The following is a 15,816-nucleotide window of genomic DNA, read 5'->3' as shown; positions in this document are numbered from 1 at the left end:
GCGGTAGCCTGGCTAGTACGCCACCTCGAACTGCACGCCGCCTCCGACGTTGTTCTCGCCGTCCTGCAGCTGCTCGTACTCCGCCTGAAGCTGGAGCCACTGGCGCAGCTGATACTGCAGCACGAGGTCGAGCGTGGCCGCGTCGGTGTTGCCGGAGTTGTTCGAGACGAGGTAGCCGAGCGTGGCGAAGAGGCGGTTCGAGAGGTACTTCCCGATCGTCACCGTCACGTCCGGCTGCGCCTCGATCTGGACCAGGTCGAGGCCGAGCGAGCGGCTCGCCACGTTGCCGATGGCTGCCGAGAGTTGCGAGGTCAGCAGCCCCGTCGCCGACTCGCCCGCGCCCGAGACGATGCCCGCGCACGGCTGCCCCGTGGCGATGTAGCACACGATCTCGGACGTCTCCAACTGCACCGGCGAGGACGAGAAGCTCGGCGCCGGATTTTCACCCAGCGTGCCCTCGTAGTTGAGCGTGATCGTGAGCGCGCTCTGGGCGCTCGTCTCGCCCGTCTGCCGGATCACCATCGCCGCTTCGAGGTCGACGCGCGTCTCGGGGACGGGGCCGTTGAAGACGAACACGCCGCGCTCCACGTCGAAGCGCCGCCCGCCGAACTCGACCGTCCCGCGTGGGATCTCGATGCTGTCGAAGAGCTGCACCTCTTCCTGGCCGCGCTCCTTGCGCACGATGAGGTCGCCCTCGAACTCCAGGTCGATGTTGGCGAGGCCGTCCGCGCGGAAGCTGACGCGCCCCGGCACGATCACGCGCAGGTCGATGGCGGTGTCGACATAGACGGCGGAGACGGTCGTGTCGGCGGCGGCAGCGCGGACGCCGAACGTCGCCTCGACGCGCTGGATGTCGGTCGGCGAGAGCGAGATCTGGCTGAAGGTGGGGCCGATCAACTCGTCGGTCTGGTAGACGACGCCCTGGTCGATCTGCACGGTGCCGGTCACGGTCGGGCCGTCCACCGGACCCGTCACGCGCAGCCCCTCGCGACCCGACGCCGAGACGCGGAAGCCCGAGTAGGTCTGGTTGTCGATGGCGAGGTAGCGGTTGGCTTGGATGAGCAGGTCGAGGTCGAGCGCGGCCACCTGGAGGTCGGGGACGAGGAGGCTGCCTTCGAGGGTGAGCGTGCCGCCGTCGCTGTCGCGCAGGAACGCGGGGCCGAGCGCGTCGCTACCGAAGGTGAGGCGGTCGTCGTCGAGGGTGATCGGGATGGTGGCATTCTGGTAGACGCGCCCGAACTCGGGCAGCCCCATGCGCCCGTCGAGGATGGCGAGCGTGCCGTCGAGCTGCGGGTCGCTCCGGGTGCCGACCACGGCCGCGTCGGCGGTGAGCGTGCCGCCGAGCTCGTTGACCGTGCGCGGGTCGAAGAACGGCGTTGCCCAGGCGATGGGGAACGGCTCGGTGGTGGTGAGCGCGAGGTCTACGGGTGCGTCCGACGGCGGCGTGGCGACCGTGCCGTCGAGCGCGAAGCCGAACGGCGCGAAGCCGGTGGCCTGCAACGCCGCGCCGCTGACGTGCATGAGCGCCGCGTCGACCTCGATGCGTTGGTCGGCATACGCAAACGTGGCATCGGCGGTGCCTACGTCGCGCTTCCGCGAGGTGATCGGGCCGACGGCAAACGTGCCGTCGAGCGTCGGGGCCGACGCGGTCCCGCCCATGATGAGCGAGGCATCGAGCCGCCCGCCGAGCGCGTCGAGGCCCGCGAGGTCGGTCAGCCCGTCGAGCAGCAGCCCCTCTACGGTGAGGATGAAGTTCTGCCGCCCGTCGAGGTCGATCACGCCGTCCGCCGCAATCTGCTCGATGCCGAGGTCTGGCGTGTCGGCGGCGAGGAGGAAGCCGCGCACGCGGATGCGGTCGCCGTAGGAGATGCGCGATGGCTGCGCGAGGCCGAAGCGCCGCTGCCCGAGCCGCATGTCGAAGCGGTCGAGCGTGAACTCCGGCGCGTCGCGGTCGAGGTCGGTGCGGCCCTGGATGCGCACCTCGCGGTCGTCGTCCACTTCGAGCGTGACGTCGAGCGACACCTCCTCGCCGTTGTAGCGGGCGTCGGCGTCCACGTCGCGGGCGCGGAAGGTGCCGGCCGAGAGGAAGCCCGTCTCGAAACGGATGCGCGCGGCGAGGCCGTCGTCCGCACTGTACAGCCCCGCGATGTCGGTGTTGACGTCGCTGGCGCGGGTCGTCCCGAAGGCGAACAGGTCGGTCGTCGCGTCGAGGCGAAACTCCAGCGGCTCGCCCGGCTCGCTCTGCACCTGCCCTTCGATGCGGCCCTCCTCGATCAGCAGCGCCTGCCCAACGAGGCGGCTCAGCGGGGCCGGGTCCTTGACCTGAGCCGTGAGCGTGAGCAGCGAACTCGTGGCCGTGAACGCATCAAGCGCGACCTGGCCGCCCGCGCGCAGGTCGAGCACCTCCGAACGCAGCAACAGCGTCGTCAGGTCGAGTTGCTGGTCGCCGAGGTCGAACGCGGCGAAGAGCGAGTCCACGCGGATGTCGAGCGCCCGTGCCCCCGTGCTCCAGACGCGCCCGCTGGCCTGCAACGTCTCCGCCGAGTCGCCCGAGCCACGCACGTCGAAGTCGAGCGAGAGGGCATCGCGCTGGCCGAGACGCGGGTTGGCCGCGCGCACCGAGTCGGGCAGCGCCGCGAGGACGGGGGCGAGGAAGGGCCGCAGGTCCACGCCGTCGATGTCGCCGCGCGCCTCGAACGTGGGGAGGGCGTCGTCATCGACGGCGTCGTCATCGGGGAAGGCATAGGTGGCGTCCACCATGGCCGTGCCCCCGGCGAGCGCGAGGGTGGCGTCGGCCTGCCCCACGCCGTCGGCCAGCGTCAGCGCGACCGTGCCGTCGAGCTGCGCGTCGTTGAAGGACGACGGTTCCAGCGTCAGCGTCGCGCCCGCGCGGGCCGTTGCCGGATCGGTCCCGGCGACCTCGGCGGCAAAGGTCCCCGTGAGGTCGCTCGCGAGCGTCGAGTCGCCCGCGAACGCGCCCACATCGAGGTTCTCGAAGCGTCCGTTGCGCAGGGTGAAAGCGGGCGTCTCGGCGAAGGGCGTGCCGGTCAGGTCGGCCTGGACGAGCCCACCGGGCATGCGCACGCTCGCTCCGCCGTCGAGCCGCCCGCCGGTGAGGCGCACGATCAGGGAGCCTGACGTGATCGCCTGGTCGTTGACCTGCGACTCGCCGAAGTCGCCGCCCAGGCGCAGGAGCATCGTTGCGGGGTCGGTGCCGCGTCCGGTCAGCCGCATCGTGCCGTTGAGCCGCGTCGCGAGGGGCGCGGCCCCCGCAGAGTCGGGCGGGGCGAAGGCTCCGGCGTCGAGGTTGGTCAGCAGCACGTCGGCGTCGTAGCGCAGCGTGTCGGCGAAGGGCTCCGTCTCACCGCGCAGCGCCATGCGGCCGGCGTCGGCGAAGTCGGCCTCGCCGTCGAAGGCGAGCAGGCCGTCGGCAAGCGTGGCGAAGAGGTCAGCCGACGGGACCGCCGTGGTGCCGTAGCGGGTGTCGTCGAGCCGCGCTTCGAGGTCGAGGAGCATCGCCTGCGGCTCGGTGCCGCGTGCGTCGAGGGTGAAGGTGCCGGTGATGCTGCTCGATTGTGCCGGGTCGCCGGTGAGCGCCGCGAGGTCGAGTTCGGTGGCGCGGCCCTCGCTGATCTCGACGACCAGGGGCTCGGCGAATGGCTGCACGAGCCCGGTGAGGTCGAGCTGGCCGCCCGCGCGCCCCTCCGTCCCGAAGCGGCACTGTGCATTGAAGCGGAGGGTCTGCCGGACGAGTTGCGCGTCGAGCGCGAGGCGCTCGATCTCGGTCGTGGTCGCCGCCGTGGTGATGGTGGCGGCGTCGAGCGTCGCGCCGAGGCTGGCCTGCATCGTGCCGACCTCGATCCCCTGGCCCGCCACCGAGAACGTCCCGCTCAGGTCGGTCGCCTCGATGCTGTCGGCGAAGGCGGCGAGGTTGACGTTTTCGAAGCGTCCGTCGGCGAGGTAAGTCGGCGTGGTGGCGAACGGCCGCGCGGTGCCCTGGGCGGTCACGGTCACGCCGGGGATCGCGGCGTCGAGGGCGAAGCGCATCGCGCCGTTCGTGAAGCGTCCGTCGAGCGTGGACGAGCGCAGCGTCTGCTCGCCCATCTCGGAGTCGAAGACGCGCAGCGAAAACGGCCCGTCGATCGTCGTGGTCGCGTCGCCCGTGAGGTCCACGTCGAGGTCGGCGTTGAGCGTGGCCGCGAGCGCTGGGTTGCCCAGGAGGCGACCTGGGTCTAGGGCGCGCACCTGCCCCTGGGCACGATACACGACGCGCCCTGACTCGGCGCTGCGGAAGGTCGCGTTGAGGTCTACGGTGCCCGCGCCGTCGAGGTCGGCGTCGAGGACGGCGGTGAGGTTGCGGCCGTCGCTCTCGGCGTCGAGCGCAAGCGTCGGGTTGCCGAGCACGTCTACCGGCGCGAAGGCGCGCACGTCGGCCATGGCGAGCGGCTGCGCAGTCAGGTCGGCGGTGAAGCGCGGCAGCCACTCCTGGAGATTGTCCTCCGAGGCAAGCGCACGCAGGAACGCACCGTACTGCACGTCGGCGTGGCCGTGCACGGCCGAGCGCGGCGAGGTGAGGCGAAGCGTGTCCACGACGGCCACCTCGTCATCGAAGCGGCCGCCGAGCACGAGGTCGAGCGCGGTCGTGCGGTCGGCGGCGGTGAGCGTCATGGCAAAGCGGTCGAGTGTGCCCGCGAGCCGGTCCGGCGCGAAGACGAAGTCGGTGAGGTGCACCCCGAGCGGGTCGGCGGTGAGGAGCGAGTCTCGGCTGGTGTCGGGCTCCGTGTAGAACGCCACCTCAATGCGCCCACGCTCGACGCGGAGGTCGTCCAGCGTGATCGTGAAGCCGCTGCTCGTCGTGTCCGTTTCGGTGGTGTCCGTCTCGGTGGTGTCCGCGACGAAGAGCGCGGCGAGGTCGAAGCTCGAATCGGCCCGCTGCTCCATGCGCACGAACGGGCCGACCATGCGTACGTCGCCGAGGGCGAGCCGCCGCCCGGCCAGGCCGAGCAGGTTGTAGCTCGCCGACGCCGAGTCGATGCGTACGAGCGCCTGCCCGTCGCGCTCGATCACGAGATCGGCGACTTGTGCGTTGGTGAGGAGATTGCCCTCGATGCTTCCGACGGTCACCGTTGCGTCGTCGGCGAGGAGGTTCTCGATCTGCGCCATGGCGGTCTGCCGCACCTGCTCCTTCGCCCAGCCCGTCTGGAGCACGAGCGCCACCACCACGAGCAGCACGAGCACGAGGCCCACGAGCACGCCGAGCGCGATGAGGAGCCGACGCCGCCACGAACGCTTCGCTGGCGCGGTCTGGGACGGCTGCTGGGAGGGCTGCGGCTCCATCAGAACGACCTCCCGATGGACAGGTGGAACGCGAAGCGCTGGAAGTCCCAGAAGCCGATGTCTTGCCCGAGCAGCGTCCGAAGCTGCTCCGTGGCGTCCGCGCGGTCGATGGTGCCGTCGCCGTTCAAGTCGAGGTCTGCGTCGGCCCCAAGCGTGCCGAGTGGGTCGAACACCTCGTCCGGGGCGAGCACGTCGAGCGCGGTCGGGTTGAGCTTGTAGCCGACGGCCAGGCTGATCTCGCCGATCTGGCTCGCGAAGCCGAACCCGAATCCCGTGCTGTAGCGCAGCCGCTCCTCGTCGGCGAGCACCTCGTCGAGGATGCCGAGGAAGGCGGGGGCGTTGGGGTCGGTGACGACGTCGTCGCTGAAGTTGTAGGTGTCGGTGCCGCCCGGCGTCCAGAGCTGCCCGGCGTCGAGGAAGGTGATGGCGCGGAAGGCGGGGGGGAAGAGCGGCATCGGCATGGCGACCTCGACGCTCCCAGCGAGCTTGGTGGAGCCGCCGAGCGCGAAGAAGCGGCCCTGGCTGCCGCCGAGGAGCGCATAGGAGGTCGTGCCGTCGCCGGCCACAGCGCGCTGGAAGTCGGGCAGCTTGGGGCCGAGCAGGCCAAGGTTGTAGCCGCGCACGTCGCCGGTGCCGCCGGCGAGCACGACCACGTCGCGGAGGCGCGCGGCGTCGTTGTCGAAGCTCGTCGGGCCGAGGGGCAGCAGGCGACCGGCCGAGGCACGGGCGCGCAGCCGGAGCTCGCCTGGCAGGAGCATGAAGCCTTGGACGGAGGCCGTCGCGCGGAAGTACTGCACGTTGGAGAGCAGCGTCGGCCCCGCCGCTGCGACGGTGGCGCGGCCGAGGTAGCCCTCGGCGGGGTCGAGCAGGTTGTCGAGCGCGCCGTAGAGGCCGTCCACGCCGAGTTCGCTCTTCGTGACGCGCCCGAGGGCGTTGGGGCTCAGCAGTTCCGAGAGGCGTGCCTCGCCGCCGCCCAGGCCGAAGATCTCGCGGGTGGAGACGTTGGTGCGCAGCGTGAGCGTCCGCAGCGAGCCGAGGTCGGCGAGCAGCGCGGCTGTGGCGCCCACGCCGAGCGAGTTCTCGCGCGTGTCGTCGCGGAAGGTGACCGAGGGGCCGGTGGTGAGCGAGAGCCGCCGGTCGAAGATGTAGGGCTGGCGGAGCGTCGTGGCAGCGCTGTAGCGGCGGTCCACGATGCCGTCGCCCGCGAGCGCGAGAAAGCCCGTCTCGGCGGTGGCCGTGGCCGTGAAGGTGCGCGCGTCGCCGAGGAAGTTGCGGTGCGTCCACTGCGCCTGGGCGCGGCCTCCGCTCTGGGTGAGGTAGCCGAGGTTGGCCCGCAGGAGGCGGGGTTTGCCCTCGGTGACACGCACGCGGATGCGCACGGTCGAGTCGCGTGCCTGCCCGGAGGGCGGCTCAGGGGCGTCCACGAGCGCGATCTGGAAGAGGTTCAGGTCGAAGATCTGCCGCTGTCCCTCGGTGAGGTCGCGGAACGAGAAGCGGTCGCCGCGGCGGAAGGGCAGCTCGCGGGCGACCACGCGGTCGCGCACGCTCGTCGCGCCCTCGATCTCGATCGCCCCGAAGCGGCCGATAGGGCCCACGTCGGCGAAGAGGCGCACGTCGGCGCGGTTGCGCGTCGTGTCCACGTCGGTGGTGGCGCGGACGCGGGGGTAGGCATAGCCCTGGTTCTGGAGCCACTCCAGCGTCTCGCTCTGGAGCTGGATCAGCGAGAACTGGTCGAGGCGGCGGCCCTCGCGCACGCTCACGTTTCTCTGGAAGCTCGCCCAGCGCTCGCGGGCGACAGGAGAGAGCGTCGGGGCGAGGGCGCTACTGTCGGCCTCCGTGAGGAAGTCGAGCGAGCGGATCAGCAGCGGCGGCCCCTCGTCGACGGTGAACAGGATGCGGACGTCGTTGTCGGTGGTGTCGAGCCGGACGAACCAGTCGGCCTCGGCTTCGAGGAAGCCGTTGTCGCGGTAGTAGCGCTCCAGCCGCAGGAGGTCCTTCTGCAGCTCAAAGGGCAGGAAGGGGTACGTGCCGGGTGGTTTGAAGACCGGGAGGATCGAGAGGAACTGCGTGACCGGGCGCCGCCAGCCCGTTTCCATGAAGCCGGGCTGCGCCGTGGCGATCTGCTCCAACAGGGCCTCGTCCTCGAATGTCTGGCCCTCGGCGAAGCGAAAGCGGATGTCCTGCACGGTCGTGGCCTCGTTGACGAGGAACAGCGGGGCCTGCGCCCACGCCACGGTGGGGGCAAGCAGGAGGAGCACGAGCGAGAGCAGGCGCAAGGCCGGAGCAGAGGAAATGCCAGAGGAGGAGAAGAACACGCCGGGCGGCGAGCGCACCAAGCACGTAGGCATCGAGCAGACGCTTCCGTGCACGCGGCCCCCAAGGTAGCACGTTGGCAGGTCTTGGGCCGATCAGCGTTCGGCCGGATGTGGCGTCGGTGAGGACCCTACGTGCGCCTCGTTATCCTGCGTGTTGGTGGGCGCTTCTGAAGACGGGGGATCGTTGGCTGCGTCGTCTTCTGCGTCATCGGATGGCTCCGATGCGGCCGTGCGGCGGCGAGAGATGCGTTGCTGAAGCACGCGGCGGAGCAGCGAGCGCCGGGGGCCGGTGCGCTCCTCGTGCACCGCAGCGACCATCGCGCCGAGGATGAGAATCAGGCTGGATAGGTAGACCCAGAAGACGAGCGCGAGGATCAGCCCAAACACCCCGCCCAGCGAGATCAGCGCGTCGCTTGCCCCGGCCGCACTCTCGCCCCCGAGGTTCTCGACGATCTCGGTTTGATTCGGGGCCTCGTACCGATCGAAGCGGCCCACGTAGACGGCGTAGTAGGCGAAGAGGTTTTTCGCTCCTTCGAAGAGCAGTGCTGCGAAGAGGGCCCCTGTGAAGGCGCTGCGCGAGGGTGGCTTCGGCTTCGGGATGAAGTAGTAGAGCTGCGTGTACATCGCCAGCGAGAGCGCGAACGGGACGAGCCACGCCGCCACGCCGAAGATGAACTCCCAGCCCTGGGAGACCAGCGCCGCGTCGAGGCCGTTCTCCGCAGCGAGGGCCTCCGAGCGTGCCATCGCCACGCGCATGCCCACCGTCAGGCCGAACGAGAGCAGGAACAGCAGCGCCACCTGGCCGATCATCCGCAGGTCGAAGAGGTAGCCGCCGAGGAACGAGCGCTGCTCGTGCCGCTCGCCCCCAAACGCGCCCGCAATCACGATGCGCAGTGCGCTGAAGAGCGTCAGCACGGTCAGAAATAGCCCGATGCCGCCGACGATGGTGATGGTGCTGCCAGCCCGCTGAAGCTGCCCGAGCAGTTGAAAGAGCGTGTCGCTCTGGTAGTTCGGCAGAAACGAGCCGAGGAAGCGCGAGACCGTGTCGAAGGGGTCGTCCTGCCGCAGCACGAGACCAAAGATGCCCGTCCCGAGCACGAGCAGCGGGAGGATCGTGACGAGCACCTTGAAGGCAATCGCCTGCGCCAAGAGCAACACATACGGGTTGCGCAGCCGCGTGCCCAGCCCCTTCGCGTAGAACCGGGCGAGGTCGGAGAACCGAGACCAGAGAGCGTGTAGCATGCGGGCAGAAACAGGAAGGAGGCTCGGGGCAAACCGATAAGGATTCCCCGAGGTTCGCGCCGATGTGTCCGAAAGGTGTGCCAGGCGCCCCGTGTAGACGGGCTACGGGGAGACGGGCTACGGGGAGACGGGCTACGGGGCGTGCAGCAAGCGAGCCGCGGGCTGCTTCTCCCTCACCATTCCTTCGAGGAACCCGGAGCTAGGGCATCGCTATTAACACGTCCTTCGCCGCTTTGGACCGGATTCCGTTTGGGCGCGGCGCGGCCAGCCTCTATTTTGGAAGGCTGTCACCATTCCGTTCATATCACTCGACGGCCACGCTCATGGCACGCAGAGATCAGCTCACGGGCAAGGGACCGATGTCGGGCAACCACGTCTCCCACGCTCACAATAAGGTGCGCCGCCGCTTCAACGTGAACCTCCAGAAGAAGCGCTTCTACATTCCCGAAGAAGACCGCTGGATCACGCTCCGCGTCACCGCGCAGACCATCAAGACGATCAACAAGAAGGGCATCTCGGCCGTTCTCGCCGAAGCGCGCAAGCAAGGCGTCCGCGTCTAACGCGCACCCCGCTATCCCCTTCAGACCACACCGTAACCCCCCCAGACCGATGGCGAAAGGCAAAGAAGCCCGCATCAAGGTCATCCTCGAATGCACCGAGGCGCCGGGCACGTCGCGCTACGCGACCACCAAGAACCGCCGGAACACCACCGGGCGGATGGAGCTCAAGAAGTACAACGCGAAGCTCCGCAAGCACACGCTCCACCGCGAGATCAAGTAGCCCCCTGCTCGCTCGCGTCCACGCTCTAGACTCCCAGAGGTCAGACCCATGGCGAAGAAAGTCTCCAAGAACCAGCGCACCAACCGTGGTGCCGGCGCCGACGCTAAGCAGATGGCCAAGATCATCGTCGCGTCGAAGAAGCAGAACGGCTCCTACGAGTTCCGCACCAAGATGGTCGAAGCCAGCCAGGTGAAGGACGAGCTCGCCGCCGCCAAGGCCCAGTAGGCGGGTCGCGGGTCCTTCGATCTGGTCAGCGGGCGGCCCCTGGTCAGCGGGCGACCCCCGCTAGCGTCGCATTAGGCTGGCTACGCGCGCACCCGACGGGAAGAACAGCGCCGCGAACGCCAGAAACGGCAAGACAAAGGCGAGGTTGAGCGCGTTGCCTGTCAGAAACGCCGCCACGCCCGCCGTCAGCGCCGATGCCTCCATGACCGCGACCGAGGCGATCCCCAGCGCGCGCACCTGACCGAACGCTGCCTCCTCGGTGTCTCGCGACATCACCCGGGCCGGAATCATCCGCTGCAGCGCGAACCCGACCACGATGGCCCCGACGCTCGCCAGCGCATTGAGCATAAAGAGCACATCTGCCGACTCAGCCATCGGCGCGGCATTTGCCGACCGCCCCGCCACCCACCAGAGCACGGCCACCGCGAGCACAGCGCCGCCAACGATGGCGAGCCAGATCACCTGAAGGGCGCGAACATCGTCGGAGAGGGGGCGGTCAGACATAGCAAGGCGAATCGAGCACGGTTGAAACGGGTGCTCAACTTAGCGCCGCCGCGTATTTTTCTCGTGACACAATGACGGCGGACCTGTTCTTTCTACGCATCGTATCAAAACACTCGGGGTGTGGCGCAGTCCGGTAGCGCATCTGCTTTGGGAGCAGAGGGTCGTCGGTTCAAATCCGGCCACCCCGACCAGGTCCACGCGGGCACCGTCACAACAGACGCGTGCCCGCGTGGCTTTCTAAGCCCCGGTAGCTCAACCGGATAGAGCAGCGGACTTCTAATCCGCAGGTTACAGGTTCGAGTCCTGTCCGGGGTGCGCATAGGTAAGCTGCACGGCGTGTAGTTTCGGGGCATGAATCCCGACGCCCTCTTCCGGCAGGCGCAGCAGGCTCATCAGCGCGGGCGCTTGCGCCAGGCCGCCGACCGCTACCGCGATGTACTTCGTCTCGTCCCAGGCCACGCCGACGCCGCGCACTTCCTCGGCCTCGCGCTCGCCCAAGCTGGACAGGTTGCCGCTGCGCTCCCGCACCTCCGCCAGGCTACCGCCGCGCTGCCGCGTCGCCCCGATGTGCTCACCAACCTCGGCGAGGCCGAGCGGCGGTCGGGCGACCTCGAAGCCGCCGCGCGGGCCTACCACAAGGCGCTGTGCCTCGACGTGCGGTTTGCGCCCGCGCACTACAACCTCGCCAACGTGCTAAAGGCTACGGGCGCGCTCGGCGAGGCCGTCCGGCACTACGAGCAGGCCGTTCGCCATGCGCCGACTCATGCAGGGGCATTCTACAACCTCGGCAACACGCTCATGGAACTCGCGCGCTATGCCTCGGCTGAGCGCGCTCTCCGCGAAGCCATCCGTCTGCGCCCCGACCATGCTGAGGCGCACAACAACCTCGGTGCGGTCCTCAAGCACTTCGACCGCACCGCCGAGGCCGAGGCATCGTTTCGGGCCGCGCTGGCGCGCCGCCCGTCGTATGCCGAGGCGCACCGCAACCTCGGGCAGGTGCTGGAGAAGCAGGGCGACCGCGACCAAGCGCGTGCGGCCTACAAGGAAGCGCTGCGTCTGGGCATAGAGGCTGGGACGGTGCCTCTGGCCGAAGCGCTCGCCCACCGGCTGCGCATCGAGACACTCGCGCCGATTATCCCGGAGTCGCAGGCGGCTATCGACGCCTATCGGGTTGGCCTCGACGCCGCGCTCACCCGCGTCGAGCAAGAGGCCGAGGCCCAGGGCGCGCTGGTCGTCGATCCCGGATGCCTCGGGCAGGTCGCGCTGGAGCCGCCGATGCTCGCCACCTACCAGGGCCGCGACGACGACCGTGCGCTGAAGGAGCGCTGGGCTGCCCTCGTCGCACAAGCACAGACACCCGAGGGCACGCCGCTCTTCGCCGAGGCGCTGCCGACTAGGGACCGCTCCGACGGCCGCCCGCGCACTGATAGTCGCCCGCACATCGGCTTCGTGGTAACCAGCGGCCACGAGGGCGTCTTCTTGAAGGGAATGCGGGGCCTGATCCAGCGCCTCCCCGCGCGAGGCCTTCGCGTGACGGTCGCGTGCGGCACGCCGGTAGGCCCCCTTGTCGTTCCGCCCGCGATCCACGACGCTGCGGTGCCAGGCAGCACCGACGTCGAGATCTTGCCGCTCCCCAACGACATCAGCAGGGCAGCCGACGCGCTCAAGGCGGCGTGTTGCGACGTGCTGCACTTCTGGGAGGTCGGCACTGACACGATGAACTACCTCCTGCCCCTCTTCCGCTGCGCGCCCACGCAAGTCTCAAGCTGGGGCTGGCCGAGCCCGTCGGGGCTCCCCGCGATGGACGCCGTGCTCACCACGGACGGCCTCGATCCCGGGGGAGCGGAGGTGCACTACACCGAGCGGCTCGTCCGGCTCGCCCATCTACCGACCTACTACTTCCGTCCACCTGTACCCGACCCGCCGTCGCCGCGCAGCCGCTGGGGCCTCACCGTCCACCAGCGGCTCTACCTCTGCGCGCAGAACCTCCGCAAGGTGCACCCGTCGATGGACGCGCTCGTCGCTGAAATCCTCCGCCAGGACGAAGCGGAGCACGGCGATGGACGTGCGCGCGTGCTCTTCATCGCTGACAAGGAGCCGACCATCACCGCGCAGTTTCGCGCCCGCCTCGATGCGGCCCTCGGCAATCTCGCCAACCGTGTGCAGGTGCTCGACCGGATGGACGCCGAGGCCTACCTCGGCCTCGTCGAGCAGGTCGATGTGCTGCTCGACACGCGGCACTACGGCGGCGGGGCCAACACCGTCTTCGACGCCTGCGCGGCCGGGACGCCCATCGTGACGTGGCCGACTGTGCACCAGCGCAGCCGCTGGACCGCGGCTGTCTACGACTACCTCGCCGACGCGGCCGAGCAAGGCCGGGCCGACGCCGTGCTTGCTGACCTCCGCGTGCTCGTCGTGGACAGCGCCGAGGCCTACGTGGAGCAGGCCGTAGCATGGGCCGCCGACCGGGACCGCCAGGCGCACCTCCGTACCGCATTCCATAGCGCCGAAGCGCTCCTCTTCGAGAACGACGGCGCGCTCGACGACCTCGCCACCGTCGTCCGCAACGCAGCCTCGGCTCGCAACGCAGCCTCCGCGCGCCTCGCCTGACCTCCTACTTCCAACCGACGCACATCATCCCTCTTGTGAGCCAGCCCTTCGCCTGCACCCACACTCCGGACTTTCCCGACCTGCTCGACCGGCTGAACTGCTCGGTGGCGCTCTCGACCTACCAAGCCGGGAAGGTCATCTTCATCGGGGGCCGCGAGGGTCGTCTCGTTCAGCTTCCGCGCACGTTCCGCAAGCCGATGGGCATGACCATCCAAGGCGACCGGATGGCCGTGGCGACGAAGGACGAGGTCGTGCTCCTTGGTGCGTCGCGCGCGCTCGCTCCCGGGTACCCGGCCAAGCCGCAGACCTACGACACGCTCTTCGTCCCGACGCAGGTCTTCTTCACGGGCGAGTGCGACCTGCACGACATGGCCTTCATCGGCGCGCCAGGCAGCGACCCATCGAGCCGCACTGAGCTGATCGCGGTCAACACCCGCTTCTCGTGCCTGTGCCGCTTCGACAGTCGCTTTCACTTCCAGCCAGTATGGTCGCCGCCCTTCATCACGGATTTGGTGGACGAGGACCGCTGCCACCTCAACGGCATGGCGATCAGCGAGGGCGGCAGCCGACCCGTCTACGTGACCGCGCTCGGGGCGACCAACACCGAGCGGGGCTGGCGCGACAGCCGGCTCGGGGGCGGCGTGCTGATGGACGTGGCCTCGGGCGAGATCGTCGCGTCCGGCCTCGCGATGCCGCACTCGCCGCGCCTAATCGACGGCAAGCTCTTCGCGCTCGTCTCCGCCGAGGGTCTGCTCGTGGAGGTCGACGTGCAGGCGGGCACCGTCGAGCCCATCATCCGGCTCCCGGGCTTCGTGCGCGGCCTCGCCCGCCACGGCGACTACCTCTTCGTGGGCATGTCGAAGCTGCGGCCGGGCCGCTCGCTCGGGGACCTGCCGCTGGCGCAGCAGGACCTCCAGGCCGGCATCGCCGTGGTGCACCTCGGGAGCGGGATGCTCGTCGGGCAACTGACCTACGAGACATCGTGCGAGGAGATCTACGACGTCGCCGTGCTGCCAGGACTCCGTCGCCCCGGCATCCTCGGGATGGAGAGCAAGCTGCGGACGAGCGCTCTCGCGACGCCGCAGTACGGCTTCTGGGGTCGCCCCGACCAGAAAGACGAGGTAAGGGCAACCTGAAGACCTGGACTGGACGTAGGTGGTGGTGCTCGTTCGCTTCCGGCTCCGATGGCGCGACGGCCTCGGGCAGTAGCCCAGGGCTCATGACCCAAGAAAGGTGCCCAGGCTTCGTAGCGAGAACACCTTCGCCAGATAGATCGTGATGGTCGGCGGTGCGAACGCGGCCTCGACAGCGCCGCTCGAAGGCATCCCGAATGGATCGTCTAGGGCCGGGTCGTTGCGGCTCAGCAGTCCATGGATTTCGCCGCCCAGGCGTAGCCCAAACTTGCGCTCGTCCAGTTGAAACTGGAACATGTAGAACGGGTCGCCATCGTCGCGGAAGCCAAAGACGGCCTTCAGGCGCGATCGCACGCCCAGATTCTCGTCCGCATAGTCGAGCAGCAGTCCAACGCCGAAGTGCCCGAAGGATGTCGTCTGCCGGCTGGTTTGGGTCTCGGCGGTCGTCGCCAGGTTGGGTACGAGCGGGTTCAGCGGCACGAACGGGACGCCTTCAGCCAGCACCGTGTCGCCAAAGGCGGTAAAGCGCGTGGAATCGATGGAGGTCGTCGTCGTTGTCCTGATGTCGCGGCGGCGGTATTCGGCATGCCCGACGAGGTAGAGCTTGTCTACGATGAGCGGATAGGTGACGGAGGCATGGAGGCTGAGAAATTCCGCGGTGGTCTTCGTCTGCCGGCCAAAGCGCTGGTCGACGCGCCGCAGGGAGTCGAGCGCCGGGTCGTAGAGGTTGAGGCGGCGCTCCTGGTCCTGCGTCGAGTCGCTGAGCGAGATCGTCCGGCCGCTGGTGATGCCTGCGTCGAGGCCCAAGGAGCGTGTGGCCTCCGGCGCAAACAGGCGGGGGAGAAACAGGCGAACATCCGTGTACAGATCATTCGGGCGTGCGCCATCGAGCAGGTCGAGCGAACTGCCGACCGCGATGGCATAGGGGGCGTTCCAGGCGCGTTCGTCGGGCTCCTTTTTTTCCTGGGCCTTTTTGAGTTGATCCGCATAGCCTGTGACCGCCTTCACGGCTGCGCCGATCGTGGCAAGGCTGGACTGCAGCGAATCCATCAGGACCGCAGCGTCCAACGTGTCCGCAGGCGTGCTCGTCCCGGAGGGGGGCGTCCCGGAGGAGGGCGTCCCGGAGGAGGGCGTCCCGGAGGAGGGCGTCCCGGAGGAGGGCGTCCCGGAGGAGGGCGTCCCGGAGGAGGGCGTCCCGGAGGAGGGCCGGGGCGGCGTCTGCTCTTGGGCGTAGGCTGGAAAGGCGCCATGCAAAAGCACGAGCGTTGTCAGCAGGAGGCAGTAGGCAAAGCGCATGAGTCGGCCGGTTGCGTGTTGTGGGTGTGGGCATCCAGGGAGGCTGGCGTGTTCGTCAGGCTAGGGGAGGGCAACCTTGGGGCGCCTCCCGTATTCACCTGAATCCTGAGGACCTCAGCGGGGTCTTTGGCAGGAAGGCACGAGGGGGGCGGCAAGCCTGAGCGGCACGCGTCCAAACCCAGGCGATGCACCTGGGGCGGCGTCTATCTCCCGCCTCTCGACGCCCACAGCACGCTCACAGCACAGTGGCAGCGAAGAGCACGGTGACAGCGCAGAGCGTAGCCGTGCTGGCCTTGCAGGAAGGACGCGTCTGCATCGCGGCGAACCCCGGGCAGGCACGGTGGGTAGCTCTCGCCCCGTCTCGCTCGTCGTTC

The 15,816-nt window shown here is 69.1% G+C and carries 10 protein-coding genes and 2 tRNA genes; 7 read left to right on the top strand and 5 right to left on the bottom strand.

Annotation, left to right across the window (positions count from 1 at the left end; genetic code table 11):
* Positions 1–12: 12 nt before the first annotated feature.
* From AAFU51_08275 to AAFU51_08265, 3 genes are read right to left on the bottom strand one after another with little or no spacing between them, the layout of a single operon-like run.
* Complete coding sequence (locus AAFU51_08275) at positions 13–5,337, bottom strand: translocation/assembly module TamB domain-containing protein (protein MEO1571251.1); 5,325 nt, start codon at positions 5,335–5,337, stop codon at positions 13–15.
* The gene (locus AAFU51_08270; GenBank protein ID MEO1571250.1) at positions 5,337–7,685 is read right to left on the bottom strand and encodes a BamA/TamA family outer membrane protein; all 2,349 of its coding nucleotides are present in this window, start codon (positions 7,683–7,685) and stop codon (positions 5,337–5,339) included. Before AAFU51_08270 ends, AAFU51_08275 begins: the two co-directional genes overlap by 1 nt.
* Before the next feature lie 60 nt (positions 7,686–7,745).
* Entirely contained in the window at positions 7,746–8,894 is a 1,149-nt protein-coding gene (locus AAFU51_08265) for a YihY/virulence factor BrkB family protein (GenBank protein ID MEO1571249.1), read from the bottom strand.
* A gap of 323 nt (positions 8,895–9,217) precedes the next feature.
* Here AAFU51_08265 and rpmB point away from each other — a divergent pair, with 323 nt between their 5' ends.
* Genes rpmB through AAFU51_08250 form a run of 3 tightly spaced genes read left to right on the top strand, consistent with a single transcriptional unit; the run spans position 9,218 to position 9,899 of the window.
* Positions 9,218–9,454, top strand: coding sequence for a 50S ribosomal protein L28 (gene rpmB / locus AAFU51_08260; GenBank protein ID MEO1571248.1), 237 nt, complete (start codon positions 9,218–9,220; stop codon positions 9,452–9,454).
* A gap of 49 nt (positions 9,455–9,503) precedes the next feature.
* A complete protein-coding gene (rpmG, locus tag AAFU51_08255) occupies positions 9,504–9,674 on the top strand; it encodes a 50S ribosomal protein L33 (GenBank protein MEO1571247.1) in 171 nt (56 codons plus the stop codon).
* Between the two features lie 48 nt (positions 9,675–9,722).
* Positions 9,723–9,899, top strand: a complete 177-nt coding sequence (locus AAFU51_08250) for a hypothetical protein (GenBank protein ID MEO1571246.1) — start codon at positions 9,723–9,725, stop codon at positions 9,897–9,899.
* A gap of 60 nt (positions 9,900–9,959) precedes the next feature.
* Here the strand turns inward: AAFU51_08250 and AAFU51_08245 are convergent, their stop codons facing one another.
* Positions 9,960–10,403, bottom strand: coding sequence for a hypothetical protein (locus tag AAFU51_08245; GenBank protein MEO1571245.1), 444 nt, complete (start codon positions 10,401–10,403; stop codon positions 9,960–9,962).
* A gap of 114 nt (positions 10,404–10,517) precedes the next feature.
* Between AAFU51_08245 and AAFU51_08240 the strand changes: the two genes are divergently transcribed.
* The 4 genes from AAFU51_08240 (at position 10,518) to AAFU51_08225 (ending at position 14,149) form a co-directional block, all read left to right on the top strand.
* Positions 10,518–10,594: transfer RNA gene (locus AAFU51_08240), tRNA-Pro, on the top strand.
* A gap of 50 nt (positions 10,595–10,644) precedes the next feature.
* A tRNA-Arg gene (locus tag AAFU51_08235) sits at positions 10,645–10,718 on the top strand.
* Positions 10,719–10,754: 36 nt separating this feature from the next.
* Entirely contained in the window at positions 10,755–13,013 is a 2,259-nt protein-coding gene (locus tag AAFU51_08230; GenBank protein MEO1571244.1) for a tetratricopeptide repeat protein, read from the top strand.
* Positions 13,014–13,048: 35 nt separating this feature from the next.
* Entirely contained in the window at positions 13,049–14,149 is a 1,101-nt protein-coding gene (locus AAFU51_08225; GenBank protein ID MEO1571243.1) for a TIGR03032 family protein, read from the top strand.
* Positions 14,150–14,230: 81 nt separating this feature from the next.
* On the opposite strand, the gene AAFU51_08220 is transcribed toward AAFU51_08225, so the two are convergent.
* Positions 14,231–15,442: a hypothetical protein gene (locus tag AAFU51_08220; protein ID MEO1571242.1), complete on the bottom strand. Its 1,212-nt coding sequence runs from the start codon at positions 15,440–15,442 to the stop codon at positions 14,231–14,233.
* Positions 15,443–15,816 lie beyond the last annotated feature (374 nt).

The organism is Bacteroidota bacterium, from assembly GCA_039821555.1.
In the GTDB taxonomy this organism is placed as follows: Bacteria; Bacteroidota; Rhodothermia; order Rhodothermales; family Rubricoccaceae; genus JBCBEX01.
Note: the sequence above shows the minus strand (reverse complement) of the source record. Positions and strands in the feature narration are given on the sequence as shown.